We start from the raw sequence: 26,052 nt of genomic DNA on the forward strand, positions 1-26,052 counted from the left end.
AGGCGTTTTCGGCATGATGGCAAAAAGACATCCACAGCCTCTTTGCCCCCTGCCTATTTGTGGATTGCTCTTCGATTTCTTACATATAGGATGTTGGGGTGTCCTGCCGTCAACTGGCCCGTGGAATGCGGAATGGAAATGCGGTAACGCCTTGAATGTGCATATGGTCCCCAGGGGCGGCTCAAGTTTGTGCCGTCGCTCCGGTGGCAGGGAGTAAGAGAATGTCCGGCGTTCAGAAGCTGAATATCGTGCGGAAGACAAGGTTTGGTGCCGCTTTGGCGGCCGGCGTGGTTATTGCCGTTTCGCTGAGCGGCGGTCCGCTGGTGGCTGCCAGCTGCCGCACCGATGCCATGGCCGGCATAGACTGGCGCGAATGCAACAAGCGCCTTTTGATGCTGGGCGGCAGCAATCTCGATTCGGCGATGCTTTACGGCACAGACTTCACCTATACCGACCTGCGCGGCTCTTCGATGAAGGGCGCCAATCTTGAAAAGGCGAAACTCATCCGCACGGCGCTGGGGGAGGCGAACCTGCAGGGCGCCAATCTGACCAAGGTGGAAGCTTATCGCAGCGACTTTAGCGCCGCCGACGCCACCAATGCGAAATTTATCAACGCCGAAATGCAGCGCACCAAGTTCGAAAAAACCAAGCTTGACGGCACGGATTTCACCAAGGCCGAACTCGGGCGCGCCGATTTCGAGGGTGCAACGCTGAACGGCTCGAAATTTTCCCTCACGAACCTGTCGCGCGCCCGCTTCGGCGGCGCGACACTTGGCGGGCCGGTGGATTTCACCAGTGCCTTCCTGCTCCTGACGCGTATCGAGGGGCTCGATCTTTCCACCGCGACGGGGCTGGAGCAAAGGCAGGTCGATATTGCCTGCGGCGACGCCAAGACAAAATTGCCGAGCGGCCTGACCACGCCCGCATCATGGCCATGCCCGGAAGATCCGGACGACGACTGATAAAGAGAAAGCCACGCGAGATTTTTCGCGCGTGGCAGAGGCACAGGGCGGAATTGGCGCGCCCGCACATGCGGACGCGCCGTCGCGTCGATCAGAAGCCCGAAAGCACGATCTTGCCCTTGGCCTTGTTGCTCTCGATCAGCGCATGCGCCTTGATGAGATTTGCTGCATTGATGGTGCCAAAGACTTCCGTCAGCGTCGTCTTGATCTTGCCGCCATCGACCAGTTGCGCAACGTGGTTCAGCAGCTTGTGCTGCTCGATCATGTCTGGCGTCTCAAACACGGCGCGGGCAAACATCATTTCCCAATGGATCGATACGCATTTGCGCTTGAAGGCCATGACGTCGAAACCGCCGGCCGGATCGTCGATCAGCGCGAACCGGCCCTGTGGCGCAATGGCCGCCACGCTGTCGGCGGCGTGAATGTCGCTATGGGTGGTGGAGAAGACAAAGCCCGGCGCGCCGAGGCCAAGTGCTTCCACCTGCGGAGCAATCGGCTTGCTGTGATCGATGACGTGATGCGCCCCCAGTTCCTTTGCCCACGCCATCGTGTCCGGCCTTGACGCCGTGGCGATGACGGTAAGGTCCGTCAGCGCGCGCAAAAGCTGAATGGCGATCGAGCCGACGCCACCGGCGCCACCGATGACCAGAACGGCATTTGCGGCACCCGGAACCGGCTCCTTCACCCGCAGCCGGTCAAACAGTGTCTCGTAAGCGGTGATTGCGGTCAGCGGCAGGGCGGCGGCTTCCTCGAAATTCAGCGATGTCGGCTTTGCGCCCACAATGCGCTCATCGACCAGATGGAATTCGCTGTTGGAACCGGGACGGTTGATGACACCGGCGTAAAACACCTCGTCGCCCGGCTTGAACAGCGAGACCTTGTCGCCGACGGCCCTCACCACGCCCGCAGCGTCGAAGCCAAGCACGCGGGCAGCACCATTTTCCGGCGGCTGATTGCGGCGCACCTTGGTGTCAACGGGATTGACCGAAACCGCCTTCACCTCCACCAGAATATCGTGCCCCTTCGCCTCCGGCTGCGGCAGGTCGATATCGACAAGCGCATCCTTTGCGGTGATGGGCAAGTTCGTCTTGTAACCGATGGCGCGCATGAACAGTCTCCTTTGCTTGTTTGCGTGCCTCTTACTTGATACATATGAACATCGATCGCAAGAATGCACATTTTGTGATGATACATACAAAAAGGATACTGTGATGTCGCGACCGCGCGCCAAGCTGACAGGCAATTTCCCCGGCTGCCCGGTGGAATCGGCTTTGAGCTTTCTCGATGGCAAATGGAAAGGCGTGATCCTTTATCACCTCATCAACGAAGGCGTTCTGCGCTTCAACGAGTTGCGCCGCCACATTCCAAGTGTCACCCAGCGCATGCTGACCAAGCAGCTGCGCGAACTGGAAGAGGCGGGCCTGATTTCGCGCACCGTCTTCCCGGTGGTGCCGCCACGTGTGGATTACGCGCTGACACCGCTTGGCGACACCATGAAGCCGGTGATTTCGGCGCTGAAAAGCTGGGGTGACGCCCATGTCGTCTGCAAGAACGGCGCGAAATACACACAGCTTCCGCAGGCCGCGGAAAAGGCCGCCTGAAAAATCACGGGTAAAACCACGTGCCGCTCTCAATGCTCGGGATGGTGCGATGCAACATGCATTTGCCCCGATTAATGCATAATGCTGCCATCGTGATTCGCAGCAGGGACATCAAAGCACATGAGCATGGGTTGGATGGAGGCCGGGTTTCTCGGCCTTTTGCAAGGGCTTACGGAGTTTCTTCCGGTTTCTTCAAGCGCGCATCTGCGCATCGCCGGGGAGTTTCTCCCCTCCGGCACCGATCCGGGCGCCGCCTTCACCGCGATTACGCAAATCGGCACGGAAATGGCAGTACTGGTCTATTTCTGGTCCGATATCATGCGGATCGCCGCCGCCTGGCTAAGGCAGAACCTTCGCCTCGGCCCCTATGACAAGGCCGATGCCCGGCTCGGTTGGCTGATCATCGTCGGTTCGGTGCCGATCGTGTTTCTTGGCCTGTTCTTCAAGGACGCCATCGAGCATTCGCTGCGCAACCTCTATATCACCGCCGTGATGCTGATCGTCTTCGGCATCGTTCTCGGCATTGCCGACAGGATCGGTGAGAAGCGCTACAAGCTGAACCAGCTGATCTGGCGCGACGGCATCCTGTTCGGTTTTGCGCAGGCCATGGCGCTCATCCCCGGCGTCTCGCGCTCGGGCGGCACCATCAGCGCCGGCCTGCTGCTCGGCTATACCCGCGAAGCGGCAGCCCGTTATTCCTTCCTGCTCGCCGTTCCCGCCGTCTTCGGCTCCGGCTTCTACCAGCTCTTCAAAAGCATCGGTGAAGACAATCCGGTCGGCTGGGGGCCAACAGGTCTCGCGACCCTGATCGCCTTCATTGTCGGTTATGCGGTGATTGTCGTCTTCCTCAAGCTGGTCTCCACCAAGAGCTATATGCCCTTCGTCTGGTATCGCGTGGTCATCGGCTTCATCCTGCTTGCGCTTCTGGGAACGGGCGTCATCAGCGCCGGCGGGTGATGAGCACTTGCGCGCAGGCGCATTCCGCAAATGAAAAGGCCCGCTCGGAAAAGCGGGCCTTTTGTCTTTTAAAGCAATGTGCCGCTGAGGATCACCAGCGCCACCGAGAAGTAGATGACGAGGCCGCTGACATCCACCAGCGTGGCGACGAAGGGTGCAGAGGCGCTGGCGGGGTCGAGACGCAGGCGCTGCAGGATGAAGGGCAGCATGGAGCCTGCAAGCGAACCGAAGGTGACGATGCCGACAAGTGCCGAAAACACGGTGGCGCCCACCAGTAGCCAGTGGTCCCCGTAGTCATAAAACCCGGCCTGTTGCCAGACCGTCAGGCGCAGGAAGCCGATGGCGCCCAGAATGCAGCCAAGCGTCAGACCCGTCGGAATTTCCCGCAGCAGCACCCGCCACCAGTCGGAAAGCTTCAGTTCGCCAAGCGCCAGCGCCCGAATGATGAGCGAGGTGGCCTGCGAACCGGAGTTACCGCCCGAAGACATGATGAGCGGAATGAACAGCGTCAGCACCACGGCCTTTTCCAGCTCACCCTCGAAATGCTGCATGGCGCTTGCCGTCAGCATCTCACCGAGGAAGAGTGCTGCGAGCCAGCCCGCGCGCTTGCGGATCATGTCCGGGAAGCCGATCGTCATATAGGGCTTGCCCAGCGCTTCCATACCGCCGAACTTGTGGGCGTCTTCCGTAGTGTCGGCGATCATGGTGTCGATCACGTCGTCAACGGTGACGATGCCGAGAATATGCGAGTGGTCATCGACGACGGGCAGCGCCAGAAGGTCGTGTTTGCGGATCAGCCGGGCGACATCCTCCTGCGACATCATCGGACCGGCGCAGACGATGCCTTCCTTCGATGCGACGGAGAGGATGGAGGCGCCGGCTTCGCCGGTCAGCAGGCGGCGCAGCGTCACCACGGTCGAAAGCGTTCCGTCCTGCGCCAGCACATAGATGGCATAGACCGTTTCACGCGACCGCTCGACGACGCGGATGTGCGAAAGGGTCTGTTCCACCGTCCAGTCATCAGGCACGCTGACGAACTCCGTGGTCATGATCGAGCCGGCGGTGCGCGGCGGATAACCCATCAGGTGCTTGATGGAGAGAGCCGTCGTGCGGTCCAGCCTTGCAAACAGCTTTGCGCGCGGTTCTTCGGCCATTTCCGCCATGACGTCGGCAACGCGGTCGTCAGACATCAGGTTGACGAAGCGGGCAGCCTGTTCGACAGGAATATGGGCGATGATGGCGGCTGCGCCATGCAGTTCGGGCCGGTCGAGAATGGCGACGGCCTTTGCCTGCGGCATGGCGAGGAGGGCGGTTGCGGCATCGCCGACATCAAGCGTGTTGAGGTGCTCGACGCGTTCGGCAATGGTGGTGGAGCCGGCATTTCCGCTACGAAGAAGACGTGCGGCCTTGCTGGCCCTCTGGGAGAGGTTGTGGAAGTTCATGATTGCTCACCTTTCCGTCGATTCGCCGATAACGGCGAACGCGGTGGTGAGCCGACAGCGTCGGATCAGTTCACGTTCACCGCTCTCGGCAAAGGCAATCGACTGCTACTGTCGCTAGACATCTAATGATGCTCCGTTGAAATCCGCGCTGGGCCGGTCGGCCTGCGCGTAAAGCCGTGTTGCGCCTGAAACAAAAAAGAGTCAAGCGCCCGATTGTGAATTTTCCGTAAGCTTCGATGCGGCCGGTTCAGGCCGCCTTTTCGCGCCGCTCGACGGTGACGGAAACGAGGAAAACCCCAAGCCCGAGAAGGGACAAAACCGCGCCGACATAACCGGTTGAGGCATAACCGAAGCCCATGGAAATCACGAGCCCGCCGAGCCATGCGCCGAGTGCGTTGGCGATGTTGAAGGCGGAATGGTTGGAGGCGGCGGCCAGCGTCTGGGCATCCTGCGCCACATCCATCAGCCGCGTCTGCACGGCGGGGCACGCGGCAAAACCGCAGCCGATCAGGAAGACGCAGAGGCAGAGCATGAAAGGATCATGCGCGGTCATGCCGAACAGGACCATGACAAGCACGTTAAAGGCCAGGATGCCGCCAATCGTGCCGTTGAGCGAGATATCGGCCAACCGCGAGCCGACCACATTGCCGACATTCATGCCGATGCCGAACAGCGCCAGCACCATGGAAACGGTGGAAACCGGCATCATCGCCACATCAGTGGTGGTCTTGGCGATATAGCTGAACACCGAGAACATGCCGCCGAAACCGACGGAGGCTATGGCAAGCGTCAGCCACACCTGCACGCGGCGGAAAGCGCCGAGTTCGCGCCAGACGCTTGCACCTTCCTCCACCCGGTCACGCGGCTGGAACAGCCACAACAGGGCGACGGTGAGTAGCGCTATGCCGCCGACCAGCATGAAGGCGGCGCGCCAGGACAGCAGCTGGCCGAAGAAGGTGGCGAGCGGTGTGCCGAGCAGCGTGGCGATGGTGAGGCCGAGCATGACGCGGCCGACGGCGCGGGCGCGTTTATGGATCGGCGCCATGGAGGCCGCCACCAGCGCGGCAACGCCGAAATAGGCGCCATGCGGCAGGCCGGTGATGAAGCGCAGCACTGTAAAGCTCAAAAAATCCGGTGCGATGGCGCTCAGGATATTGCCGGCCGCAAAAAGACCCATCAGGCCGAGGAGCAAAGCGCGCCGCGTCATGCGCGCCGCAAGAACCGCGATGATCGGTGCACCGATGACGACACCAAGCGCATAGGCGGTGATGACATAACCCGCCTGCGGCACCGTCACACCATAGGTCGTGGCAACGTCAGGCAAGAGGCCCATAATGGCGAATTCGCCGGTGCCGATGCCGAAGCCGCCGGCGGCCAGAGCCAGTTCTATAAGCGCGATGGCAAGCGGCGACAGCGCCACGGCCGGAGCGTCCGTGTAAACGGTTTCATTCTCCGCTGCGGGGTGGGCTTCGGAAATTTTCGACTGGCTCATGGTGACCTGAGAAGGGGGAGTACCCAACAGAAAAAAGGGCAAGACCGTATGGGAGCGGTCTGCCCTGACTGGAGATGCGCGGTCATGAAAATGACCTTAAGTGACCTCTAACATGAAATGACGCGTTGCGGTAGAGCGATTCTCGGCAAAAGAGCATCTTCACGCGATGGTGTTTGGAACCCTATATAACCCCAGGCATTTACGCGCGGCTGCCTCACAGGATCAGGTTGGAAACATGAAGCTCATCGCAATTTTCAATCGTGACGGCGGCACCTTTCGCACCACGGATATGGATGCCTATTGCGAACACGCCCACGCAGTCTTTTCCCGTGCCGGGCACACGATCGATTGCCGTTTGGTTTCCGGAAAAGACATTGTCGAGGAAATGCAACGCGCCGCCGATGAGCCTGATATTGAAGGCATTATCGCCGGCGGTGGCGATGGCACCATTTCGGCCGCCGCCGGCATTGCCTGGAAACAGGGCATTGCACTTGGCATCGTGCCGGCCGGCACCATGAACCTGTTTGCCCGCTCGCTGAAACTGCCGCTCGACATTCGCCTCGCGCTGGAAACGCTGGCGAATGGCGAGATCGCCAGCGTGGATATAGCCAGCGCCAATGGCCGCCTTTTCGTCCACCAGTTTTCCGCCGGCCTGCATTCGCGCATGGTGCGCTACCGCAACAATCTCGCTTTCGCCTCCCGTCTCGGAAAGATCAAGGCAAGCATTCGCGCCGCCATCAGCGTCATCCTCAATCCGCCGGTCTTCGAGGTGGAATATACCGTCAATGGTGAAACCCAGCATCGTAAGGTCTCTGCCATTTCCGTCTCCAACAATGAATTTGGCCAGAATTCGCTGTTGGTGGCGGATAGTGTGTCGGGTGGCCATCTCGGTTTCTATCTCACGGACCCGCTACGCCCCTCCGGCGTAGCTAAGCTCGTTTTCGACATCCTGCGCGGCAGGCTGAAGGAAAATGCTGCCGTCACCGCCATGACGGTCACGGATGTGGAGCTGCATTTTCCGAAAAAGCGCCACGATGTGCGCTGCGTCATCGATGGCGAATTGCTGCCGATGGAGCGGGATGTGGCGCTGGAGGTTCACGCCGGCGAGTTGAAGGTGCTGGTGGGGCGGGCTTTTTTCGCGTAGCGCGTGACCGGAGTGCGTTTGGATTGGGAGCGCGCCGCTTGTTTCTTCTCCCCGCTGAGGAGAAGGTCGCGGCAGCGGGATGAGGGGGCAAGCTCTCGGTCTATCGCTGGCGTCGCCCCCTCATCCGACCCTTCGGGCCACCTTCTCCCCCTCGGGGAGAAGAAACCCAGCCGCATCCGCTCGTTCATGCTGACCCCTGAAAACCACCAGCCTTGCCAAATCAAAGCCGCCCGGCCATGTTCGGTTGCGCGGTAGCGTCAGCGCCGTCGTCTTTGCGGGAGTGCGAACTGTCATGAATGAAGTCTCCAAGCCGATATCCAACCTCGCCGCCATCGATGCCGCCCATCACCTTCATCCGTTTTCCGACATGGGCAAGTTGAACGCCGCCGGCACCCGCATCATCGAGCGAGCCGAAGGGGTGTTCATCTATGACAGCACCGGCAAGAAATACCTTGACGCCTTTGCCGGCCTCTGGTGCGTGAATATAGGCTACGGACGCCGTGAAATCGCCGATGTCGTTCAGAGGCAGATGAACGAGCTGCCCTATTACAACGCGTTTTTCGGAACGACCACACCGCCGGCAACGCTTCTGGCGCAGAAGATCGCCTCGCGCGCCGGGCCTGACATGAACCATGTGTTCTTCACCAATTCCGGTTCGGAGGCCACCGACACCTGGTTCCGCATGGCGCGGGTCTACTGGAAGGCGCTCGGCCATCCGACGAAAACGAAGGTCATTGCCCGCCGCAACGGCTATCACGGCTCGACGGTGGCCGGCGCCTCGCTCGGTGGCATGAAGTGGATGCACGAGCAGGGCAATCTGCCGATCGAGGGCGTTGCCCATATTGGCCAGCCCTATTGGTATGCCGAGGGTGGCGATCTTTCGCCCGCTGAATTCGGCCTGAAAGTGGCCCGCGAACTAGATGCGAAAATCGATGAACTCGGCGAGGAAAATGTCGCCGCCTTTGTCGCCGAACCCATTCAGGGGGCAGGTGGCGTCATCGTGCCGCCGGAAACTTACTGGCCGGAAATCGCCCGCATCTGCAAGGCACGCAATATCCTGCTCGTCTCCGACGAGGTGATCTGCGGCTTCGGCCGCCTCGGCTCCTGGTTCGGTTACCAGCATTTCGGCGTGGAGCCGGATTTCGCGCCCGTCGCCAAGGGCCTGTCATCCGGTTATCTGCCGATCGGTGGCGTCATCGTTTCCGACCGGGTGGCGCAAGTGATGTTGTCAGAAGTCGGCGACTTCAACCACGGTTTCACCTATTCCGGCCATCCCGTCTGCGCCACTGCTGCGCTGGAAAATCTCCGCATCATCGAGGATGAGCGGTTGGTGGAGCGTGTGCGTGACGATATCGGCCCTTATTTTTCTGAAGGCTGGAAAAGTCTCACCGACCACGAACTGGTGGGGGAAGCTGTCAACGTCGGCCTGATGGGCGGCCTGCAGATAACGGCCGACAAGGCGACCCGCAGGCGTTTCGCCAAGCCGGATGACATCGGTACCGCCGTGCGCAACCATTGCCTGGCAAACGGCCTTGTCATGCGCGCCACCGGCGACCGTATGCTGGCCTCGCCGGCGCTGACAATCAGCCGCTCGGAAGTGGATGAGATCATCGACACGCTGCGCAAGGGGCTCGATCACGTGCGTGATATGCGAGAGCATTTCTAGGAAAAATGGACACCGGGTTTCCGTCAGGAAATGCGAAAAAAGGTTCCAAGGGAGGAATGATAATGGCAGGACAGGAACATCACTACGCCGTGCAGGTGAAATGGACCGGCAATCGCGGCAAGGGCACGTCTGGCTATCGCGATTATGAACGCGACTACACGATTTCCACGGCGGGAAAAGCCGACATCGCCGGTTCCTCAGACCCCGCTTTCCGTGGTGATCCCTCCCGCTGGAACCCGGAAGACCTGCTGGTCGCCTCGCTATCGGCCTGCCACAAGCTCTGGTACCTGCATTTCTGCTCCGTCAACGGCATCATCGTCGAAGACTATGTCGACAATGCCGAAGGCACGCTTGTCATGGAAAAGGACGGCGCGGGGCAATTCAGCGAAGTGGTACTGAAACCGGTCATCACCATCTCGAAAGGCGACCCCGCCCGCGCGGACGAACTGCACCATGATGCGCATGATAAGTGCTTCATCGCACGGTCGGTGAATTTCCCGGTGCGGGTGGAGGGAACGGTGAAAACCGTTTAGGAAGTGCGGTCAGCCGTTTCTGGCGAGCTGCTGAACTGCTTCCTTAACACTCGTCATCATTCTCGCGCCTGCTCACCGCCGTGCGGTTTAGATGAAGCTCCGGCGTCATCCTTGGGCTTGTCCCAAGGATCTAAACACGTCAACAAAATCAATCGGTTGCAGATCCTCGGGACAGGCCCGAGGAATGACGTCAGAGTGATTGGCTGGATTTGCCATTCATCGGATGACCCCAATATTTCATTCGTGTCCGAACGATGTAATGCGTCTGAACAGCATTAAAAATCAATGCCATAGACGGTGCTCGAAAATTCAAACCGGACAGCCGTAGGCTCGTCCCAAGGAAAACGCCGAGAAAACGCGCCCACTTTGCGATCAACTTCAATGCAAGGCAGCCTGTCTCGAGATTTAAACCGAGCAGCAGTGGGTCGCGCCGCTGGATGACGGCTCCCGTCTGCCTTCATCCGCTAGGCTTCATCGGTGCTCCAACGATCGCGGATTTCACCGAGATTGCCTTCCCAGCCAATGCCCCGCAGTTCATCGAGCGCACGTCTCTGCTGATGTATCCGGACAAATTCTCTCAAGGCCGTTTCAACCGCCTTGAGCATCGGATAGACCGGTAATTTCCATGATCTCTGCGATCAGTGCGTCATCCAGATCGATCATTATTCGCATTGCAACGCCTCAAGGTGAAGGAACCAACACCGACACCTTGAGGGGCGAGGATGCGCAATCTTACTGGAACGCCGTCTCGTAAAAGCTTCGAAGTTTGCGCGAATGCAGCGTTTCCGTCGGCATGGCGGCGAGCTTCTGTACTGCGCGGATGCCGATTTGCAGATGCTGTGCGACCTGCGTGCGGTAAAACTCCGTCGCCATGCCCGGCAGTTTCAGTTCGCCGTGCAACGGCTTGTCCGAGACACAGAGCAGGGTGCCGTAGGGCACACGGAAGCGGAAGCCGTTGGCCGCGATGGTGGCCGATTCCATGTCGAGTGCTATGGCGCGGGACTGCGACAGGCGCTTGACCGGGCCGGCCTGATCCCGAAGCTCCCAGTTGCGGTTGTCGATGGTGGCGACGGTGCCGGTGCGCATGATGCGCTTCAGCTCGAAGCCCTCGTAACCCGTGACTTCCGCCACAGCACCTTCCAGCGCCAGCTGCACTTCGGCCAGCGCCGGGATCGGCACCCAGACCGGCAGGTCGTCGTCCAGAACGTGGTCCTCACGCACATAGGCATGCGCCAGAACATAATCGCCCAGCCGCTGGCTGTTACGCAGGCCGGCACAATGACCGACCATCAGCCAGGCATGCGGGCGCAGCACGGCGATATGATCGGTGATCGTCTTGGCGTTGGAAGGGCCGACGCCGATATTGACGAGCGTGATGCCGGCATGGCCCTTCTTCTTCAGGTGATAGGCGGGCATCTGCGGCAGGCGGGCGAGCACGGCGTCCGTTTCAGGCCTGTCGGAACCGGCGGGGGTGATGATGTTGCCCGGCTCCACGAAAGCCGTGTAGCCTTCGCCGCCATTCTTCATCATCTGCCGCGCCCATGCGGCGAATTCGTCGATATAGAACTGGTAGTTGGTGAACAGCACGAAATTCTGGAAATGGCTGGCGCTGGTTGCCGTATAATGGCTGAGGCGGGCCAGCGAATAGTCGATGCGCTGCGCGGTAAAGGGCGCCAGCGGCGCGGGTTCGCCCGGCACCTGGTCATATTCGCCATTGGCGATGAGATCGTCGGTATTGTTGAGATCGGGCGTATCGAACAGATCGCGCAGCGGCACGTCGGAGAGCGAGGATGCGGCTGCCGCCTCGACATAAGCGCCTTCGCCGAAAGCGAAATGCAGCGGAATGGGGGTGGCCGATTCCGACACCGTGACCGGAACGCTATGGTTCTTCATCAGAAGCCCCAGCTGTTCCTTAAGATAATGGCGGAAAAGCTCCGGACGGGTGATCGTCGTCGTATAGACGCCGGGCGCGGTGACGTGACCATAGGAGAGACGCGAGTCGACATGACCGAAGGTCGCGGTCTCAAGGCTGACCTGCGGATAGCAGGCACGGTAACGGCCGGCGATCGGCGCGCCCTTGGCAAGGTCGGTGAAGGAGTTGATCAGGAACGCCGTATTGCGTTCGTAAAGCGCGGTCAAAGCCTTGACTGCTTCTTTCGGGTCCGTGAAGGACTGCGGCGCGAAAGGCTCGGGGCTGATAAAGGCGAAGGGCGGAATCGTTCGTTTTTCTATTGTCATGGCCCATTATAAGAGGGCAATTTCGACAGGCAAGCGACAGAAATACGAAGAAGCTGAAAAGAAACGGAAAATACGGTCGGGGCGAGGACGGGGTGGCGAAATTTCAGCCGAGCGCGCCGCGCTGCAGGCTCATCAAGAGCACAAAACCAGCGCCCTTGGATGCCGGGCGGGGATCGGCCTTGTAAACCGCAAGTCCCGCCACCGGGCCGAGAAAGATCGTGGCCATCAGCGCCAGCCGCAGGGCGGAGAACAGGCCATTGGAGAAGGTGCGGGTCATCGGCCGGTCCTCAAAGTACGACCGGGCAATTGGCGACAGGCGACGGGCCGTGCTGGCAGGCGATTGCCGCCCCCGCATTCACCCGCTGGAAACTGCGGTTGGGGTTGACGACGAGCGAAGCGAAGGACATGGCGAAGATCGCCATGAGAAACGCGAAGATTGCCAACCGGCTGATCAACTTTGTCATGTCCATTCCCCTTTACTGGAGTTGATGGACAGAGTTTTGCCATACTCGGACTGAACGGACCCTGAGACCCCGGTTCATATGGTGTTCAGGGATGTTAACGGGTGGTGACGGGACAGATTAATGCCGCAATGGCACCGGGAGAGACCTCGGTCGCCCGTCGTCTGATCACGAAAAAGAGGCGGTCACGCGCCCGGCAATATCGGCCACGAGGGTTTCGAGTGCTTGCGGTTTCGTCACGTCGACAACCGGCACGTGATGTTGCTGCGCCGACGCCAGCATCTCGGTATTCTCCCGCAGCGAGCGCTCGATGAAGGCGTCGATGATCCGTCGCTGGCTGGCCGTTGCCTCGTCATATCGGGCGTGAGAGCGCATCCGCTTGAGAAGGAAATCATTCCCGGCATGCAGAAACACCCCGGCGACCGTGTTGCTGAGCAGGGGCGATATAAGTTCCGGGCGCAAAGCCGCGCCCTCGAAGATCGCGGGATTGCCGGTATTGGAGCTGCTGTCGATCATCGAGCGGATCAGCGGCCAGATGTTCTGGTGATGCACTTTCAGAAACCAGTGGATCGTGTCTGCCGAAAGCTCTGCGTAATATTCCTCCACCGGCGCCGGTATGCCCGGCCAGGGCCTGCCGGGGTGGCGGGCGAGGCTGTCGGTCGATATCGCCTCACAGCCGAGCTTTTTACTCAGAAGACCGGCTAGGGTGCTTTTGCCCACATGCGAGGTGCCGGCAATCAGGATCGTCGAAAGGGGGAGGGGCATGCGTGCTCTCGTTGGTCTGTGGCTGGGCGGCCACGATACATCAACGATCAGGGATGTTCCACGCGGCGTCCGCTCGCGGCCGCACTACAGGCAGATCTCCCGATGCCGCGCCGCGTTGGCTGGCGGCGAGCCGAAGGCCCGCCCGCCGTCCTTCTGTTACAACCGCGTCCAGGTCTGCGATTTGCAGAAAACCTTCAGCACGCAGCCCTTCATGCTCAGCGAATTACCGGAAACGGTGCCGGAGCCGCTATAGGTCTTGTCGTTGGCGGGGTCGGTGATATCACCGGCATAGCTGTTTCCCTTGCCGGAAAGCTTGCCGATCTGTTTGCCCGCATGTTTGCCGGTCTTCAGCGTCACGCAAAAGGCCGCGCCGCAGGGGCCGATCACGGCGGTTTCGCCGCTCGCCGTCTTCCAGTTGCCCTCGATTGCCTCTGCGGCAAAGGCAAGGTTGCTGCCCATCATCAGGGCAGCGGCAATCATCATCACACGCTTCATAAAAGCTCCTCCCGTGCATGTCGCGCTGTTCTTTGCCCGTTTCGTCCTCCGCACGGGCAGGCGGATACTATTTTACGTTAACGTAAAAGGAAATAGAAATTTGCGGGCATAGGGCGGCGTTTGCGGCGGGCAAGGAGGCGGAAAAGAAGAAAATCGAAAATCGATGTTTTGATCGTGGTGAACGAAGGGTTGAAATCCAGATGTAAACTTTTCGTAAAATTCCTCTGAAAGTCCTTAATTTCCGCACCTCGTGATATTTAACAAAAAACCAATTTTACCAATCGTTTGCAGTTTGTTTGCGGCCCATTAATCATGCCTTTTAAGCGCCCGTTGAAAGGCTTGGGGCATAGTGAACTCATCAAAAGCGCAGGGAAAACCTGCCGGCCCGAAGGACAAAAAGCCGCATAAGACGGCGGTTCTGAAGGTTAGCCTCATAAAGAAGGCGATTGATGAAACAGGTAGAAGACAGGGATAAAAACGATGGCACGCTTTGAAATTCGCGATATCGAAATGGCAGTTGCCGGTGGCGAAACCCGCGCCGACACCCTTTGCAATCTCGGCCTGGTCTATGCGACCGGCCGGGGCTGCACGGTGGATCTGGTTGCGGCCCACAAATGGCTCAACATCGCCGCGATCCGCGGATCGGAAAGAGCAGCCTCGCTGCGTGCGGATCTCGCCCGCAACATGACGAAGGCGGAACTGGCCGAAGCGCTGCGTGCCGCCCGCGACTGGATGACGATGCACTAACACACCGTATCCACGACAGAATTTCCGGTCCGGCTCCCTCCAGTCCCGATGACCGGTGCAAACGAAAGTAAACCCGAAGGGGAACGCGGCGAGGGCTTTGAAAAGAAGCTTTTGCGCTGACACATCAAACCGCGACCGGCAGGAACAAGGCCGGCGCGGTTTTCTTATGTCCGGCGATGTCGGTTACGGAAAATGATTCGCGAACAGTGGTTTGCGGCGTGGTTTTGAATCGCATTCGCAGCATATGGCTCAAGGCCGCAATGACGGAAGCGAGAGCCTGTCGTCCGCCTCACCCAATCGCCTTGATAACCTTCGGCAATGCCCGCTCGAAAAGGTCGAGCTTGTCGTCTGGCCCGACGCTCACGCGAATGCAGCGGTTGAGCGGCGCGACGCCCGGCATGCGGATGAACACGCCATGCTCCATCAATCCATCAACGATGGCGCGGGCATAAGCGCCGTCGCGGTGACAATCGATGGTGACGAAATTGGTGGCCGAGGGCAGCGGTGCAAGGCCGTTGTCGCGGGCGATTGCGGAAATGCGATCGCGGGCAGCGGAAATCTTTCCAACGACTTCATGCAGATAGGCTTGATCCTTAAGTGCCGCGAGGGCGCCGGCGACAGATATGCGCGCCATGCCGAAATGGTTGCGGATCTTGTCGAAGGCTTCGACATTGCCAAGCGTGCCGATGGCATAACCGACGCGCGCGCCGGCCAGCCCATAGGCCTTTGAGAAGGTGCGCATGCGCAGGATGTTCGGTTGGCCGATCAGTGAGTCGATCGCCGGCACGGCGCTGGCGGGCGCGGTTTCGCAATAGGCCTCGTCCAGAATGAGCAGGCAGGTTTCCGGCAGCGCGCGCGCAAAGGCAACGACCTCGCTCGCCTCCCACCAGCTTCCCATCGGATTATCCGGATTGGCGAAATAGACCAGCGGTGCGTTTTCGCGGATGACGAGATCGAGAAGCCCATCAAGGTCTTCGTGATCGTCCACATAGGGCGTGGTCACGAGTTTACCGCCAAAACCATTCACATGATAATTGAAGGTGGGATAACCGCCAAACGAGGTCACAACAGGCGTGCCGGGCTCGACAATCAGCCGGGCGATCTCACCCAGCAATCCGTCCACGCCGCTGCCGATGGCGATATTGCCGCGCGCAACGCCGTGATGGATGGCAAGCGCTTCCTTCAATTCGAAATTTTCCGGGTCGCTATACATCCAGGTGTCAGCCGCCGCATCGCGCAGGGCCAGAAGCACGGATGGGGCGGGGCCAAAGCCGCTTTCATTGGCGCCGATCCGCGCTTCCATCTTCAGGCCACGGTTCCGCTCGATGGCTTCCGGGCCGACGAAGGGAACGGTTGAAGGGAGCGAGACGGCAAGCGGCGTAAGGCGTGAGAAAGCGGACATTGGCTGAAAGTTCCGGTAGCTGTGTTTGAAAACCCGGCTCACAATAGGTGCAAAAAAACCGGACGCAAGCCGCGCCCGGTTATCCAATGACTGTTTTGGAACAGTTTTTTCCGCCCCCGTGCCGTCCGTCGTGCCCGCTCAGGCGCTGGTCTCGAAGCTCAGCCGGCGCACATGGTGCAGGAATTCGGCATCGATCAGCATGTTGAAGCCGATGGTGACCTTTTCCTCTTCCCGGCGGATCAGCGTGCAGCCGATCTCATCGCGGATGCCGAGAATTTCCAGATAGAAATTGGCGGGCATTTCCAGATGCGGCCCGACTTCGATCTCTGCGCCATAAAGGGAAATGGTGCGCACGAGGCAGCGCAGGGTGTCGCTGGCGCTGAGATGATGCCCGATGAAGGTGATCTTGCCGGGTCGGTCGATCTGAAATTTCTCGTACTTCTCGTCCTGCGGGACGTTCTGACGGGGATCCATATGCAAAGCCATGACAACCTCCCGGATTGCCTCTCTTGATGCTGATTTTAACGCGGCTTCCTTGCCAGGTCGTGAAGGAAATCCGCGCAACTGTCTGTTGTCCGTCTCGACATGGGCCAATCTTCGTTTCGCAAGCCGATGTTTCCTTTGATAGAATGCGCTTGGCTCGGTCCGGTTGCAGGCGTGTCGCAGCCTGTGCTGATAATGTGTCATGCTTGCACCGGGCTGGCGTCGCAGCGTGGTTGACGCGGGCCGTACTTGGCGTTACGCCTGATCCGGTAATATGGCTTCGCGAGCATGGCAGGATCGGCCTGTCGCTATTCGTGTCTGGGAGTGGAATGTGACGGGAAGGCTGGTAATCGTCGGGGCGGGGCAGGCCGCTTTCGCGCTGGCGGCAAAGCTCCGGGCGCTGAAGGATGAGCGTCCCATCACGGTCGTCGGCTCCGAGGATGCCTATCCCTACCAGCGGCCGCCGCTCTCCAAAAAATACCTTCTCGGCGAGATGAGCTTCGACCGGCTGATGTTCCGCCCGCAGGAGTGGTACGCGGACAATAATGTCGATATCCGGCTGTCCACCTGGGTGGAAGATATCGACCGCAAGGCCAAAACGGTGCGTATGCAGGATGGCAGCACGCTTGCTTATGACAAGCTTGTGCTGGCAACCGGGGCAGCACCGCGCCTGTTGCCCGCCAGCATCGGTGGCGATCTGGAAGGGGTCCTGACCGTTCGCGACAAGCGCGATGCTGACCGTCTGATGGAAGAGATGAAGCCGGGCCGCAGGCTGCTGGTGATCGGCGGCGGTTATATTGGCCTTGAAGCGGCCGCGGTTGCCCGCAAGCTCGGTCTCGATGTGACGCTGATCGAAATGGCCGACCGTATTCTCCAGCGCGTGGCGGCGAAAGAAACCGCCGATATCATGCGCGGCATCCATCAGGCGAACGGCGTTTCCATTCGCGAAAAGACCGGCCTCGTGCGCCTTGTCGGCATGGATGGCCGGGTGGCCGCCGCCGAATTGTCCGACGGCTCGACGCTCGATGTGGATTTTGTCATCGTCGGCATCGGCGTGACGCCGAATGACCGGCTTGCCCGCGAATCGGGCCTCGATGTCGGCAACGGCATTGTGGTGGATCACTATACCCGCACATCCGACCGGGACATTCACGCGGTCGGCGATTGCGCCCTGCTGCCTTGGCGCGACCAGCATGTGCGTCTCGAATCGGTCCAGAATGCCGTCGATCAGGCCGAGGCGACAGCGGTCGTGCTTGCCGGGACTGAAACCGCCTATGAGGCGAAACCTTGGTTCTGGTCGGATCAATATGAGGTGAAGCTGCAAATCGCCGGCTTCAATCTCGGTTATGACGAGACGGTACTGCGCCCCGGCGCCCGTGAAGGCAGCTGGTCGGTCTGGTATTTCCGCGACGGGCGTTTCGTGGCGGTGGATGCCGTCAATGATGCCAAGGCCTATGTCGCGGGCAAGAAACTGCTCGATACCGGTGCGGAACCGGATCGCGCCATCCTGGCGGACGCCTCCGCCGATCTGAAATTACTGCTTTCCTGAGGACATCATGCCTGCTCCCGAAAACCGTTTCAAAACCGCCATCCATGCCGGCAAGCCGCAGATTGGCCTCTGGCTCGATATGGGCGAGGCCATTACCGCGGAAATTGCCGGAACCGCGGGTTTCGACTGGCTGGTGATCGATGGTGAGCACGGTCCGAACGATCTGCGCAGCATCATCGATCAGCTGCGGGCGCTCGCCACGTCGCCGGCAGAACCCGTGGTGCGCGTGCCGGTCGGCGAAAGCTGGATGATCAAGCAGCTTCTGGATGCAGGCGCACGCACGCTCCTCGTGCCGATGGTCGATTCGGCCGCGCAGGCTGAAGGTTTGGTCAGCGCCATGCATTATCCGCCGCGCGGCATCCGCGGCATGGGGGCGGCTGTGGCCCGTGCGTCGGCCTTCAACACCATAACCGACTACGCCGACAGCGCCTCCGATAGCGTCTGTCTGCTGGTGCAGGCCGAAACGCGCGCCGCGATCAACGATCTCGACAATATTCTTGCGGTGGAAGGCGTGGATGGCGTCTTCATCGGCCCGGCGGATCTCGCTGCCGACATGGGCTATCTCGGCAGGATCGACGAGCCGGAAGTGCAGGCGATGATCGAAGCGGCGATCGTCAAGATCGTCGCGGCCGGCAAGGCCGCCGGCATTCTCACATTCAATGAGGCCTATAATCGCCGTTATCTCGAACTTGGCGCATCCTTCGTCGCCGTTGGCGCCGACGTCACGGAATTTTCCAACACGCTGCGCTCCCTGTCCGCCCGCTACAAGGGCGGGGCAGCGCCTGCGCCGTCGAAATCCGGCTACTAAGCCTCAATCATCGTTGCTGGCATTCAGCTTTTCCGGCGGAATGCCTTCTTCGCCGGAGGCGAGGTAGCCGCTGTTGATAAGGGCGGCGCGGACGATGCGGTGGATGGCCTCGTCCCTGTCGATGCCATGATCTCTGGCAAAATCCACCAATGCCTCTTCAAGATCGTTGCTGAACAGCATTTCTGGCCCCCATTCTGGTTGTCTTGACATCAATGCAAAAAAGGCAAGGCGGGACTTTGCCGCCTTGCCTGAATTCTAACGCTCGTGCGGCAATCAGCGCCAGCGATAAAGGCTGCTGTTCGACGAGTTCTGCTGCGTGCCCGCACCAACCGCATAACCGATTGCGAAACCGAGTGCGCCGACGATCGTCAGCAGCGAGGTTGCCGTACCGGGATTTTCCTTGACTGCTTCCACCACATTCTGGCCCTGGGCACGGACATTGCTCGCAGCCTTGCGAACGCGGCCGCGTGCCTCGTCCAGAAATTCGGATGCATCCTCACTCACGCCTTCCGCGCGGGCGGAAACGGATTTGGAGAGCGACGAGATTTGCGAGCGCAGCTCGGCAATCTGGTTTTCGATCGTGTCTTCGACAACATTCAGTTTGGTCTGAGCCATTAGAAACACCTCTTTTGTTACCGAAGCGAGAACGTGCCGACCTTAAAGAAGTTCCCGAATTGCCCGCAAAGTTTCGCGCGCGGCTGTTCAGCCAACAGGTTTTTCGGCTTCTTGGCGAAAAACCCTTGCATTCATTTTTTTTACGCAATAATCAGGCCGCACCGGAGAGGTGGCCGAGTGGTCGAAGGCGCTCCCCTGCTAAGGGAGTATACGTCAAAAGCGTATCGTGGGTTCGAATCCCATCCTCTCCGCCATCAAATTTTCCCAGGACTTATATTGTTGGACAATTCAGGCTGGCTGGTTTGTCGTTCATTTGTCTGCGCGTTGCAGGCGCCCGCCAAGTTGCAGCCCACGCTTTGACTCTCTTTGTCGTGCAGCCAAACGCGCGTTGATGGGCCTTCAGTAGTCTGGAGTATGCCTGCTGGTCGATCACGCATATTTTAGAAATTTGATCCAGTGTTTTGTGCGGATGATCCCGGATACATCTCGTTCTTTGACAAAGAGCACCTATCTAGGTTTTTCAGGCATGCGAAGGAGATTTGATGATCGACGAATACGGCCCCTATGTGCAGATGGGCACGCTTGCAGAGCAGATGGCCGCTCGGTACCAGATGGACGCGAATCTTGAACTGGGATCGCATCTGTCGCACTATATGGAGGAGGTCGAAGTAAATATCGCTGCCGACCGCTTTGACCACGTGGGTTTCATGAGCAAGATTCGCGGGCGACTGACAATGACGCTGGCGACAGCCGCCGAGCCTCGCCGCCGAGAGTTCCTGCACGCCGTTGTGGCCGCGCTTCAAGAGCGCATTGATCGACATTCGCTCGATGTGGCGGTGGACGGCATCTAAGTGTTGCCACCGGTTCATCCTGAGCGCTAAGGGCCGGTCGATCTCCATGGTGATTTTTGAGGCCAGGCCAGTCGGTAAATCCGACTGGCATCGCGGCCCCCATAGATAGGGGCGGCCACGACGGCGAGATCGCCCAGGACGGAAGCCCGAAACGGAAGCGCTTGTGTCAACAAGGTACAGCACGCGCCGAGAGTAAATCGATTTGCCAAATCGCCAACATGTTCCACGCTTCGAATCGTTATCCGGTGAATCAGCCGCCGGATGAAGGATTTTCCTGCCATTTCCTGACAGGCGCATCTGTGTGGTGTCATGTGCCACGATCGATCAAAGCAAAAATTTCCCATACATGCCACCGGCAGAGCAACACATCGCCGAAAAAGCCGGTAGTTTAGAAAGACCTTGTTAACCTCGCTAACTAACGGATTTTCAAGGAAATTCTTAACGCATTGTAAAAGCCTCTGCCGCCCGACGTGGCGCTGTGTGTTGTTTCCGCAACAAACCGAAATGAAGCATATACGTAAATGCTATTTATCGGATGTTCGCGATTGCAAGCGGCGAAACCTTTTGTATTTTCACGACCAGAAGCGAGGCGGTGGATCGTTTGGCTTCTAAGAACACGGGAATGGGGCAGGGAATGCTGTCCTTCAGCTAAAAGTACCCAAACCCAATTAAAAACTTTGACTGGAGGTCAATCATGAACATCAAGAGCCTTCTTATCGGCTCCGCTGCGGCTCTCGCAGCAGTATCCGGCGCCCAGGCTGCTGACGCTATCGTCGCTGCTGAGCCTGAGCCCCTCGAATACGTTCGCGTTTGCGACGCTTTCGGCACTGGCTTCTTCTACATCCCCGGCACCGAAACCTGCCTGAAGTTCGACGGTTACATCCGTTTCCAGACGGACTTCGGTCGCAACGCTTCCGGTACGTCTGACTGGAACTCGTTCACGCGCGCCCAGTTCAACATCGACACCCGCACCGACACCGAACTCGGCGCTCTGCGTGGCTACATCGGTTTCCGTGGCCAGGCTAACAACGACAACGCACGCGGCGTTGTTGTCGATCAGGCTTTCATCGAGCTCGGCGGCCTGAAGGTTGGTTACTACTACAACTGGTGGGATGATGGTCTCTCTGGCGAAGTTGATAACCTGTCTTCGAACTTCACGCGTCTGAACGCTATCCGTTACACCTACGATGCCGGCTCCTTCTACGCTGGTGTTGCAGTTGAAGAACTGGAAGCTGTTGTTGCCGGTAACGGCGTTGGCAACCTGACCAACAACCTCGGCGTTTCGCAGCTGAACTACACCCTTGCTAAGGGCGAGCGCGACAACAACGTTGGTATCAGCGCCATCATCGGCGGCAACTTCGGCGCTGTTAAGGCTAACCTGCTTGGCGGTTACGACACCGATGCTGAAAACGGTGCTATCCGTGCAATCGTCACGGCTGACATCGGCCCCGGCACCCTCGGCCTCTCCGGCGTATGGGCTTCTGGCGCAAACGCTTACTACGAAGAGTCTGAGTGGACTGTTGCTGCTGAATACGCCATCAAGGCAACTGACAAGCTGACCATCACCCCCGGCGCTCAGTACTTCAGCACTCTGGACATCAATGCTAACGGCGACTTCGTTGGCGACCGTGACGCATGGCGCGCTGGTGTAGCTGTTGGCTACAAGATCACCCAGGGCCTCTCCACGCTCGTTTCGGTTAACTACCAGGACGTAGACGGCACTACCGGTGTTAACGGCGGTGGCGACCAGTGGACTGGTTTCGTTCGCCTTCAGCGCACGTTCTAATCTGATCTGACATTGTCAGTGATGGAAAGCCCGGCTCTTTGAGCCGGGTTTTTTTGTTTGGCCGGTCGACTCATCTTTTGCTGATTCGCTTACACATGTGTGTTGCCGAAGCGGAGACTGTAAACCTTGCTCCCAAGCTGATTCTCGTGCGGCGGCGAAAAGAAGTTGATTCTCAGCCAATACAATCGCCTTTTGGACAAATTCCCGTGGCCCGGCTATGTCGGGATTTTGGCGGTCGAATGCGTTTTACGGGAGCGGATCAGCTTGCGGCTTCGTTAAGTATCTGAAAACCATTGTTTATTAACGATTCTTTAATAAACGCGGCCCTGTCGGTTAGAATTGTAGCTATTTCGCAACAATGAAAAACTAAGGACACCTTACTGTCTTCCTCTTGTCATGATTGCGATTGCCTCTGCGGCCGGTTTTGGCTCTAATCATGTTCATAAGCGGCACGCATTTATTTGTGTTTTCCCACTCGCTGCTTACGAAGATTAAGCGTTTGACTGGAGGTCAACCATGAACATCAAGAGCCTTCTTATCGGCTCCGCTGCAGCTCTCGCAGCAGTATCCGGCGCACAGGCCGCTGACGCTATCGTCGCTGCTGAACCTGAGCCCCTCGAATACGTTCGCGTTTGCGACGCTTTCGGCACCGGCTTCTTCTACATCCCCGGCACCGAAACCTGCCTGAAGTTCGACGGTTACATCCGTTTCCAGACGGACTTCGGTCGCAACAAGTCCGGTACGTCTGACTGGAACTCGTTCACGCGCGCCCAGTTCAACATCGACACCCGCACCGACACCGAACTCGGTGCTCTGCGCGGCTACATCGGTCTGCGTGGTCAGGCTGACAACGACACCGACCGTGGCGTCAACGTCGACCAGGCTTTCATCGAACTCGGCGGCCTGAAGGTCGGTTACATGTACACCTGGTGGGATGACGATCTCTCCGGCGAAACCGACATCCTGTCTTCGAACACCACTCGTGGCAACGCTCTGCGTTACACCTACGATGCTGGTTCCTTCTACGCTGGCATCAGCGTTGAAGAGCTCGACTCCGTACGTGACGGCACTTCTAACCTCGGCGTCGTCAAGGGCGGCACCTTCGAAGGCCCGAACAACGTTGGCGTAAGCGGTATCATTGGCGCCAAGTTCGGTGCGATCTCCGCCAACCTGCTCGGCTCCTACGACACGGACCAGGAAAACGGCGCAATCCGCGCTATCCTGTATGCTGACATCGGTCCTGGCACATTCGGTCTCTCTGGCGTTTGGGCTTCTGGCGCAAACTACTACTACGAAGAGTCCGAGTGGGCAGTTGCTGCTGAATACGCCATCAAGGCAACTGACAAGCTGACCATTACGCCTGCTGCTCAGTACCTCGGCACGATCGACATCGCTCCGGACGGTGACTTCACCGGCGACAACGATGCATGGCGCGCTGGCCTGACGGTTGATTACAAGATCACCCAGGGTCTGGATGCCAAGGTTACCGCCAACTACCAGGACGTCGATGGACCGACTGGCGACAGCTGGACCGGTTTCGTTCGCCTTCAGCGCACGTTCTAATCTGATCTGACATTGTCAGTGATGGAAACCCCGGCAGAAATGCCGGGGTTTTTCGTTTGAATGCATCACACATCGAAGCGTCCGCTACTCGGATTCACGAAATAAAAAAGCACCGGGCCAGCCGGTGCTTGAATGTTCTGAGATGACTTTCGGCCGGTGAGATCGGCTTACCCCGCACGCCCATGGCGCAGATCGTCGACAATATCGGCCTGCTGCCCAAGCCGGGTCTTGTAGACCTGATAATTTTCCATCACCCGCTGCACATAGTTGCGCGTTTCGGGGAAGGGGATGCGCTCGATCCAGTCCACCACCTCATCGATCGGCTTGCCACGCGGGTCGCCATAACGGGCAATCCACTCCGGCACGCGTTTCGGCCCGGCGTTGTACGCGATGAAGGTGAGGATGTAGGAACCGCCGAAACTGTCGATCTGCTCGCCGAGATAATGCGCGCCGAGTGTGGCGTTGTAGCCCGCATCACTGGTCAACATCGCCTGTGTGTAGGGCAGGCCGTGGCGACCGGCTACGCCCTTGGCTGTTCCCGGCAGCAATTGCAGCAGGCCGCGGGCATTGGCGGCGGAGACGGCGGAGGGGTTGAAAGCACTTTCCTGCCGGGCGATGGCATAGGCGAGCGCCTTGCCTGAGCCGGCAATATTGGCGCTGGCGGGAATGACGCCGAGCGGATAGGCGAGCGCTGCCGCATCGATGCCGCGGCTGAAGGCCGTCTTGCCGATCTGCAGCGAAACCTGATGATTGCCGTTGCCTTCCGCCCTTGCCGCCAGAATGGCAAGCTCGCCTGGGCTGTCCAGCTGGTCGGCCAGCGAGCGGTAAAGACTGTCGGCCCGCCAGCTATAACCGGCGGCCTCCAGCCGGTCGATGGCGCGCACGGCCTCACGACCGGCGAAGCGTTCCCGGTCACCGGTGCTTGGGCTCGGATAGGTGACGTTCAGCGTCGTGGTGCCTATCCGTGCGGCGGCCAGCTGGCCGTAAAACGTGCCGGGATGGGCGGCGGCCTTGGTGAAGAAGTCACGGGCATTACCCGGTCCGCCCGCTTCCGCCGACCGTCCGAGCCAATAATAGGCGCGCGAGGCGGAAAGCGGCCGGTTCGAGGTCTGCAACAGCGTGTCGAAGTGGCGCGAAGCCGCCGCCGGATCGCGCAGTGCTCTGAGCGCATACCAGCCCGCATGGAACTCCGCATCGGCGATATCGACGGGCGAGGTGGCCGAATGATTGGCGACGATGCGATAGGCTTCGGCAAAATCGCCGAGATCGGCAAGGCCACGCGCGATGATACGCCGTTCGTTCCACCACTCGCCGGGATTGACGAGTTTGGCCGCCTCTTTCGGGGCCTGCTTCAAAAGTGCTGCGGCTTCGGGATATTTCTGCTGGTTGCGCAGGTTTTCGATCCGCGCGAAGAGAAAAGCGGTGTCGCTGCGCCAGTTGGCGTCAACCTTGCCGAGCAGGGTGCCGGCAGTGGCGGATCGCTGCAGAACGGCTGCCCAGGCATTATAAAGCGACTGCGCCTTGCCGAGATCGCCGAAACGCTTCGCCTGGCCGATACGGCTGCGATACATCAGATAATCCATGCGCGCCTTGTGATCGGCGGGCGTCAGATAGGCGGGAAACTCGGCAAGCACACGGTCTTCCATGTCCTTGTCCATGCCTTCGCTGACCCAGAGCTGGCGAATGAGACGCTGGGAGTCCACCACCTTGCCGGAGGAGGCGAGCGCCTTGGCAAGCACCACGGTGCCCTCGGCCGTTTCCGGCCGGCTGCTGCCGAAGGCGGCAAGCACCTGGGGCGCTGGCGGATCTTCGCGGTAAAGCGCTTTTTCGGAGTTGGCCCGCAGGGTGGCTGCACCCGGCCAGCCGGTAAGCTCGCGCTGGGCGGTGGCGATCTCGGACGAAGGCACATCCTTCTGGCCGGAAACGGCAATCGCCCAAGACAAGATGTGCCGGTCCAGGCTGCCGGTCGGCATGGTGTTGCGCAGCGCAATCGCCCGCGTCGCATCGCGGCTGGAGAGCGCATCAAGGCCGGCCTTCAATTGGCTTGCATCATCGGGGCGGTTAAGGCGCGGTATGGCGCCGGTAATCTCGGGCGAGGCCGGCATGAAGGCGGGAACGGTTGGCGCATTCGGCTTCACATAGGGAAGCGGCACCGCACCTTCCGGCAAAGGCCCGGCCAGCGCGTTCCAAACGGTTGCGGCGAGGCCCGCCGCCATCAATCCCCAAACTGTTTTTTTCATACCGTTCTTCATCGTCAGACGGAAACAATCGACCTTCTTGTATTGTCGTTCTTGTATTGTCGTTTCATTGCAGCGGGATTGCGCAAATCGCTTGAAGCTTGGTTTCGTATCCCGCCCTCGTGTTCTGCATTGAATCTACGGATATTGAGATTAACGAAACCTTAACCGCCCGCCGCGCAGTCCCATCAACTTTTATTCACCGGCTCGCGAGCGGCCTGCAATTTCGCCGCCGCGATTTTTTAACTGTGGTGT

The 26,052-nt window shown here is 59.4% G+C and carries 26 protein-coding genes and 1 tRNA gene; 13 read left to right on the plus strand and 14 right to left on the minus strand.

Annotated features, from left to right (window positions below; translation table 11 throughout):
- The first annotated feature begins 221 nt into the window (after positions 1-221).
- Positions 222-962 (plus strand): pentapeptide repeat-containing protein, encoded by a 741-nt coding sequence (locus tag DXT96_RS02715; RefSeq protein ID WP_153513446.1) that lies wholly within the window; start codon positions 222-224, stop codon positions 960-962.
- Positions 963-1,053: 91 nt separating this feature from the next.
- On the opposite strand, the gene DXT96_RS02720 is transcribed toward DXT96_RS02715, so the two are convergent.
- Positions 1,054-2,070: a zinc-binding alcohol dehydrogenase family protein gene (locus tag DXT96_RS02720; protein WP_153513447.1), complete on the minus strand. Its 1,017-nt coding sequence runs from the start codon at positions 2,068-2,070 to the stop codon at positions 1,054-1,056.
- Positions 2,071-2,173: 103 nt separating this feature from the next.
- Here DXT96_RS02720 and DXT96_RS02725 point away from each other — a divergent pair, with 103 nt between their 5' ends.
- Both DXT96_RS02725 and DXT96_RS02730 read left to right on the plus strand, forming a co-directional pair.
- Complete coding sequence (locus DXT96_RS02725; protein WP_149898930.1) at positions 2,174-2,563, plus strand: helix-turn-helix domain-containing protein; 390 nt, start codon at positions 2,174-2,176, stop codon at positions 2,561-2,563.
- A gap of 120 nt (positions 2,564-2,683) precedes the next feature.
- Complete coding sequence (locus DXT96_RS02730) at positions 2,684-3,520, plus strand: undecaprenyl-diphosphate phosphatase (RefSeq protein WP_149898931.1); 837 nt, start codon at positions 2,684-2,686, stop codon at positions 3,518-3,520.
- A 68-nt stretch (positions 3,521-3,588) separates the two neighbouring features.
- Here DXT96_RS02730 and mgtE read toward each other — a convergent pair whose 3' ends face one another.
- Positions 3,589-4,962 carry a magnesium transporter gene (gene mgtE, locus DXT96_RS02735; RefSeq protein ID WP_153513448.1) on the minus strand — a complete coding sequence of 458 codons (1,374 nt, stop codon included), beginning with the start codon at positions 4,960-4,962 and terminating at the stop codon, positions 3,589-3,591.
- Positions 4,963-5,209: 247 nt separating this feature from the next.
- Positions 5,210-6,454, minus strand: a complete 1,245-nt coding sequence (locus DXT96_RS02740; RefSeq protein WP_153513449.1) for an MFS transporter — start codon at positions 6,452-6,454, stop codon at positions 5,210-5,212.
- 235 nt (positions 6,455-6,689) lie between these two features.
- Here DXT96_RS02740 and DXT96_RS02745 point away from each other — a divergent pair, with 235 nt between their 5' ends.
- The 3 genes from DXT96_RS02745 (at position 6,690) to DXT96_RS02755 (ending at position 9,797) form a co-directional block, all read left to right on the plus strand.
- Positions 6,690-7,598 (plus strand): diacylglycerol kinase family protein, encoded by a 909-nt coding sequence (locus tag DXT96_RS02745; protein ID WP_149898934.1) that lies wholly within the window; start codon positions 6,690-6,692, stop codon positions 7,596-7,598.
- 292 nt (positions 7,599-7,890) lie between these two features.
- Entirely contained in the window at positions 7,891-9,264 is a 1,374-nt protein-coding gene (locus DXT96_RS02750) for an aspartate aminotransferase family protein (RefSeq protein WP_153513450.1), read from the plus strand.
- A 62-nt stretch (positions 9,265-9,326) separates the two neighbouring features.
- The gene (locus DXT96_RS02755) at positions 9,327-9,797 is read left to right on the plus strand and encodes an OsmC family protein (protein WP_153513451.1); all 471 of its coding nucleotides are present in this window, start codon (positions 9,327-9,329) and stop codon (positions 9,795-9,797) included.
- Between the two features lie 588 nt (positions 9,798-10,385).
- On the opposite strand, the gene DXT96_RS27120 is transcribed toward DXT96_RS02755, so the two are convergent.
- From DXT96_RS27120 to DXT96_RS02785, 6 genes are all read right to left on the minus strand, one after another.
- Positions 10,386-10,469 carry a type II toxin-antitoxin system VapB family antitoxin gene (locus DXT96_RS27120; protein ID WP_369809632.1) on the minus strand — a complete coding sequence of 28 codons (84 nt, stop codon included), beginning with the start codon at positions 10,467-10,469 and terminating at the stop codon, positions 10,386-10,388.
- A 60-nt stretch (positions 10,470-10,529) separates the two neighbouring features.
- A complete protein-coding gene (amn, locus tag DXT96_RS02770; RefSeq protein WP_153513453.1) occupies positions 10,530-12,035 on the minus strand; it encodes an AMP nucleosidase in 1,506 nt (501 codons plus the stop codon).
- Between the two features lie 103 nt (positions 12,036-12,138).
- Positions 12,139-12,312, minus strand: a complete 174-nt coding sequence (locus tag DXT96_RS26870; RefSeq protein ID WP_194287531.1) for a hypothetical protein — start codon at positions 12,310-12,312, stop codon at positions 12,139-12,141.
- Between the two features lie 10 nt (positions 12,313-12,322).
- On the minus strand, positions 12,323-12,505 hold the full coding sequence (locus DXT96_RS26875) for a hypothetical protein (RefSeq protein ID WP_174372822.1): 183 nt from the start codon (positions 12,503-12,505) through the stop codon (positions 12,323-12,325).
- Positions 12,506-12,664: 159 nt separating this feature from the next.
- Positions 12,665-13,261, minus strand: coding sequence for a hypothetical protein (locus DXT96_RS02780; protein WP_153513455.1), 597 nt, complete (start codon positions 13,259-13,261; stop codon positions 12,665-12,667).
- 156 nt (positions 13,262-13,417) lie between these two features.
- Positions 13,418-13,756 carry a DUF2147 domain-containing protein gene (locus DXT96_RS02785; protein ID WP_153513456.1) on the minus strand — a complete coding sequence of 113 codons (339 nt, stop codon included), beginning with the start codon at positions 13,754-13,756 and terminating at the stop codon, positions 13,418-13,420.
- 480 nt (positions 13,757-14,236) lie between these two features.
- On the opposite strand from DXT96_RS02785, the gene DXT96_RS02790 reads away from it, so the two are divergent.
- The gene (locus DXT96_RS02790) at positions 14,237-14,503 is read left to right on the plus strand and encodes a sel1 repeat family protein (RefSeq protein WP_046798706.1); all 267 of its coding nucleotides are present in this window, start codon (positions 14,237-14,239) and stop codon (positions 14,501-14,503) included.
- Positions 14,504-14,792: 289 nt separating this feature from the next.
- Here the strand turns inward: DXT96_RS02790 and DXT96_RS02795 are convergent, their stop codons facing one another.
- Together DXT96_RS02795 and DXT96_RS02800 are read right to left on the minus strand one after the other, a co-directional pair.
- A complete protein-coding gene (locus DXT96_RS02795) occupies positions 14,793-15,905 on the minus strand; it encodes a pyridoxal phosphate-dependent aminotransferase (protein ID WP_153513457.1) in 1,113 nt (370 codons plus the stop codon).
- Between the two features lie 138 nt (positions 15,906-16,043).
- Positions 16,044-16,391, minus strand: a complete 348-nt coding sequence (locus DXT96_RS02800; protein ID WP_149898944.1) for a hypothetical protein — start codon at positions 16,389-16,391, stop codon at positions 16,044-16,046.
- A 328-nt stretch (positions 16,392-16,719) separates the two neighbouring features.
- On the opposite strand from DXT96_RS02800, the gene DXT96_RS02805 reads away from it, so the two are divergent.
- Together DXT96_RS02805 and DXT96_RS02810 are read left to right on the plus strand one after the other, a co-directional pair.
- Positions 16,720-17,937: an NAD(P)/FAD-dependent oxidoreductase gene (locus DXT96_RS02805; protein ID WP_371418809.1), complete on the plus strand. Its 1,218-nt coding sequence runs from the start codon at positions 16,720-16,722 to the stop codon at positions 17,935-17,937.
- Between the two features lie 7 nt (positions 17,938-17,944).
- Complete coding sequence (locus DXT96_RS02810) at positions 17,945-18,745, plus strand: aldolase/citrate lyase family protein (protein WP_153513459.1); 801 nt, start codon at positions 17,945-17,947, stop codon at positions 18,743-18,745.
- Between the two features lie 3 nt (positions 18,746-18,748).
- Here the strand turns inward: DXT96_RS02810 and DXT96_RS26880 are convergent, their stop codons facing one another.
- Both DXT96_RS26880 and DXT96_RS02815 read right to left on the minus strand, forming a co-directional pair.
- Entirely contained in the window at positions 18,749-18,925 is a 177-nt protein-coding gene (locus DXT96_RS26880) for a hypothetical protein (RefSeq protein ID WP_194287532.1), read from the minus strand.
- 93 nt (positions 18,926-19,018) lie between these two features.
- Entirely contained in the window at positions 19,019-19,360 is a 342-nt protein-coding gene (locus tag DXT96_RS02815; protein WP_149898946.1) for a hypothetical protein, read from the minus strand.
- 163 nt (positions 19,361-19,523) lie between these two features.
- On the opposite strand from DXT96_RS02815, the gene DXT96_RS02820 reads away from it, so the two are divergent.
- The 4 genes from DXT96_RS02820 (at position 19,524) to DXT96_RS02840 (ending at position 23,560) form a co-directional block, all read left to right on the plus strand.
- Positions 19,524-19,614: transfer RNA gene (locus tag DXT96_RS02820), tRNA-Ser, on the plus strand.
- A 288-nt stretch (positions 19,615-19,902) separates the two neighbouring features.
- On the plus strand, positions 19,903-20,211 hold the full coding sequence (locus DXT96_RS02825; RefSeq protein WP_153513460.1) for a hypothetical protein: 309 nt from the start codon (positions 19,903-19,905) through the stop codon (positions 20,209-20,211).
- Positions 20,212-20,905: 694 nt separating this feature from the next.
- Positions 20,906-21,997, plus strand: a complete 1,092-nt coding sequence (locus DXT96_RS02835; protein WP_153513461.1) for a porin — start codon at positions 20,906-20,908, stop codon at positions 21,995-21,997.
- Between the two features lie 516 nt (positions 21,998-22,513).
- A complete protein-coding gene (locus tag DXT96_RS02840; protein ID WP_153513462.1) occupies positions 22,514-23,560 on the plus strand; it encodes a porin in 1,047 nt (348 codons plus the stop codon).
- Between the two features lie 167 nt (positions 23,561-23,727).
- Here the strand turns inward: DXT96_RS02840 and DXT96_RS02845 are convergent, their stop codons facing one another.
- Entirely contained in the window at positions 23,728-25,800 is a 2,073-nt protein-coding gene (locus tag DXT96_RS02845; protein ID WP_194287533.1) for a lytic transglycosylase domain-containing protein, read from the minus strand.
- Positions 25,801-26,052 lie beyond the last annotated feature (252 nt).

It is taken from the genome of Agrobacterium sp. ICMP 6402, assembly GCF_009498615.1.
GTDB classification, from domain to species: Bacteria; Pseudomonadota; Alphaproteobacteria; order Rhizobiales; family Rhizobiaceae; genus Agrobacterium; species Agrobacterium burrii.

Bases quoted from the DNA above. Each gene is read 5' to 3' on its own strand.
- DXT96_RS02715 (WP_153513446.1), top strand. From the start codon at position 222: ATGTCCGGCGTTCAGAAGCTGAATATCGTGCGGAAGACAAGGTTTGGT.
- DXT96_RS02720 (WP_153513447.1), bottom strand. From the start codon at position 2,070: ATGCGCGCCATCGGTTACAAGACGAACTTGCCCATCACCGCAAAGGAT.
- DXT96_RS02725 (WP_149898930.1), top strand. From the start codon at position 2,174: ATGTCGCGACCGCGCGCCAAGCTGACAGGCAATTTCCCCGGCTGCCCG.
- DXT96_RS02730 (WP_149898931.1), top strand. From the start codon at position 2,684: ATGAGCATGGGTTGGATGGAGGCCGGGTTTCTCGGCCTTTTGCAAGGG.
- mgtE (WP_153513448.1), bottom strand. From the start codon at position 4,962: ATGAACTTCCACAACCTCTCCCAGAGGGCCAGCAAGGCCGCACGTCTT.
- DXT96_RS02740 (WP_153513449.1), bottom strand. From the start codon at position 6,454: ATGAGCCAGTCGAAAATTTCCGAAGCCCACCCCGCAGCGGAGAATGAA.
- DXT96_RS02745 (WP_149898934.1), top strand. From the start codon at position 6,690: ATGAAGCTCATCGCAATTTTCAATCGTGACGGCGGCACCTTTCGCACC.
- DXT96_RS02750 (WP_153513450.1), top strand. From the start codon at position 7,891: ATGAATGAAGTCTCCAAGCCGATATCCAACCTCGCCGCCATCGATGCC.
- DXT96_RS02755 (WP_153513451.1), top strand. From the start codon at position 9,327: ATGGCAGGACAGGAACATCACTACGCCGTGCAGGTGAAATGGACCGGC.
- DXT96_RS27120 (WP_369809632.1), bottom strand. From the start codon at position 10,469: ATGCGAATAATGATCGATCTGGATGACGCACTGATCGCAGAGATCATG.
- amn (WP_153513453.1), bottom strand. From the start codon at position 12,035: ATGACAATAGAAAAACGAACGATTCCGCCCTTCGCCTTTATCAGCCCC.
- DXT96_RS26870 (WP_194287531.1), bottom strand. From the start codon at position 12,312: ATGACCCGCACCTTCTCCAATGGCCTGTTCTCCGCCCTGCGGCTGGCG.
- DXT96_RS26875 (WP_174372822.1), bottom strand. From the start codon at position 12,505: ATGGACATGACAAAGTTGATCAGCCGGTTGGCAATCTTCGCGTTTCTC.
- DXT96_RS02780 (WP_153513455.1), bottom strand. From the start codon at position 13,261: ATGCCCCTCCCCCTTTCGACGATCCTGATTGCCGGCACCTCGCATGTG.
- DXT96_RS02785 (WP_153513456.1), bottom strand. From the start codon at position 13,756: ATGAAGCGTGTGATGATGATTGCCGCTGCCCTGATGATGGGCAGCAAC.
- DXT96_RS02790 (WP_046798706.1), top strand. From the start codon at position 14,237: ATGGCACGCTTTGAAATTCGCGATATCGAAATGGCAGTTGCCGGTGGC.
- DXT96_RS02795 (WP_153513457.1), bottom strand. From the start codon at position 15,905: ATGTCCGCTTTCTCACGCCTTACGCCGCTTGCCGTCTCGCTCCCTTCA.
- DXT96_RS02800 (WP_149898944.1), bottom strand. From the start codon at position 16,391: ATGGCTTTGCATATGGATCCCCGTCAGAACGTCCCGCAGGACGAGAAG.
- DXT96_RS02810 (WP_153513459.1), top strand. From the start codon at position 17,945: ATGCCTGCTCCCGAAAACCGTTTCAAAACCGCCATCCATGCCGGCAAG.
- DXT96_RS26880 (WP_194287532.1), bottom strand. From the start codon at position 18,925: ATGCTGTTCAGCAACGATCTTGAAGAGGCATTGGTGGATTTTGCCAGA.
- DXT96_RS02815 (WP_149898946.1), bottom strand. From the start codon at position 19,360: ATGGCTCAGACCAAACTGAATGTTGTCGAAGACACGATCGAAAACCAG.
- DXT96_RS02825 (WP_153513460.1), top strand. From the start codon at position 19,903: ATGATCGACGAATACGGCCCCTATGTGCAGATGGGCACGCTTGCAGAG.
- DXT96_RS02835 (WP_153513461.1), top strand. From the start codon at position 20,906: ATGAACATCAAGAGCCTTCTTATCGGCTCCGCTGCGGCTCTCGCAGCA.
- DXT96_RS02840 (WP_153513462.1), top strand. From the start codon at position 22,514: ATGAACATCAAGAGCCTTCTTATCGGCTCCGCTGCAGCTCTCGCAGCA.
- DXT96_RS02845 (WP_194287533.1), bottom strand. From the start codon at position 25,800: ATGAAAAAAACAGTTTGGGGATTGATGGCGGCGGGCCTCGCCGCAACC.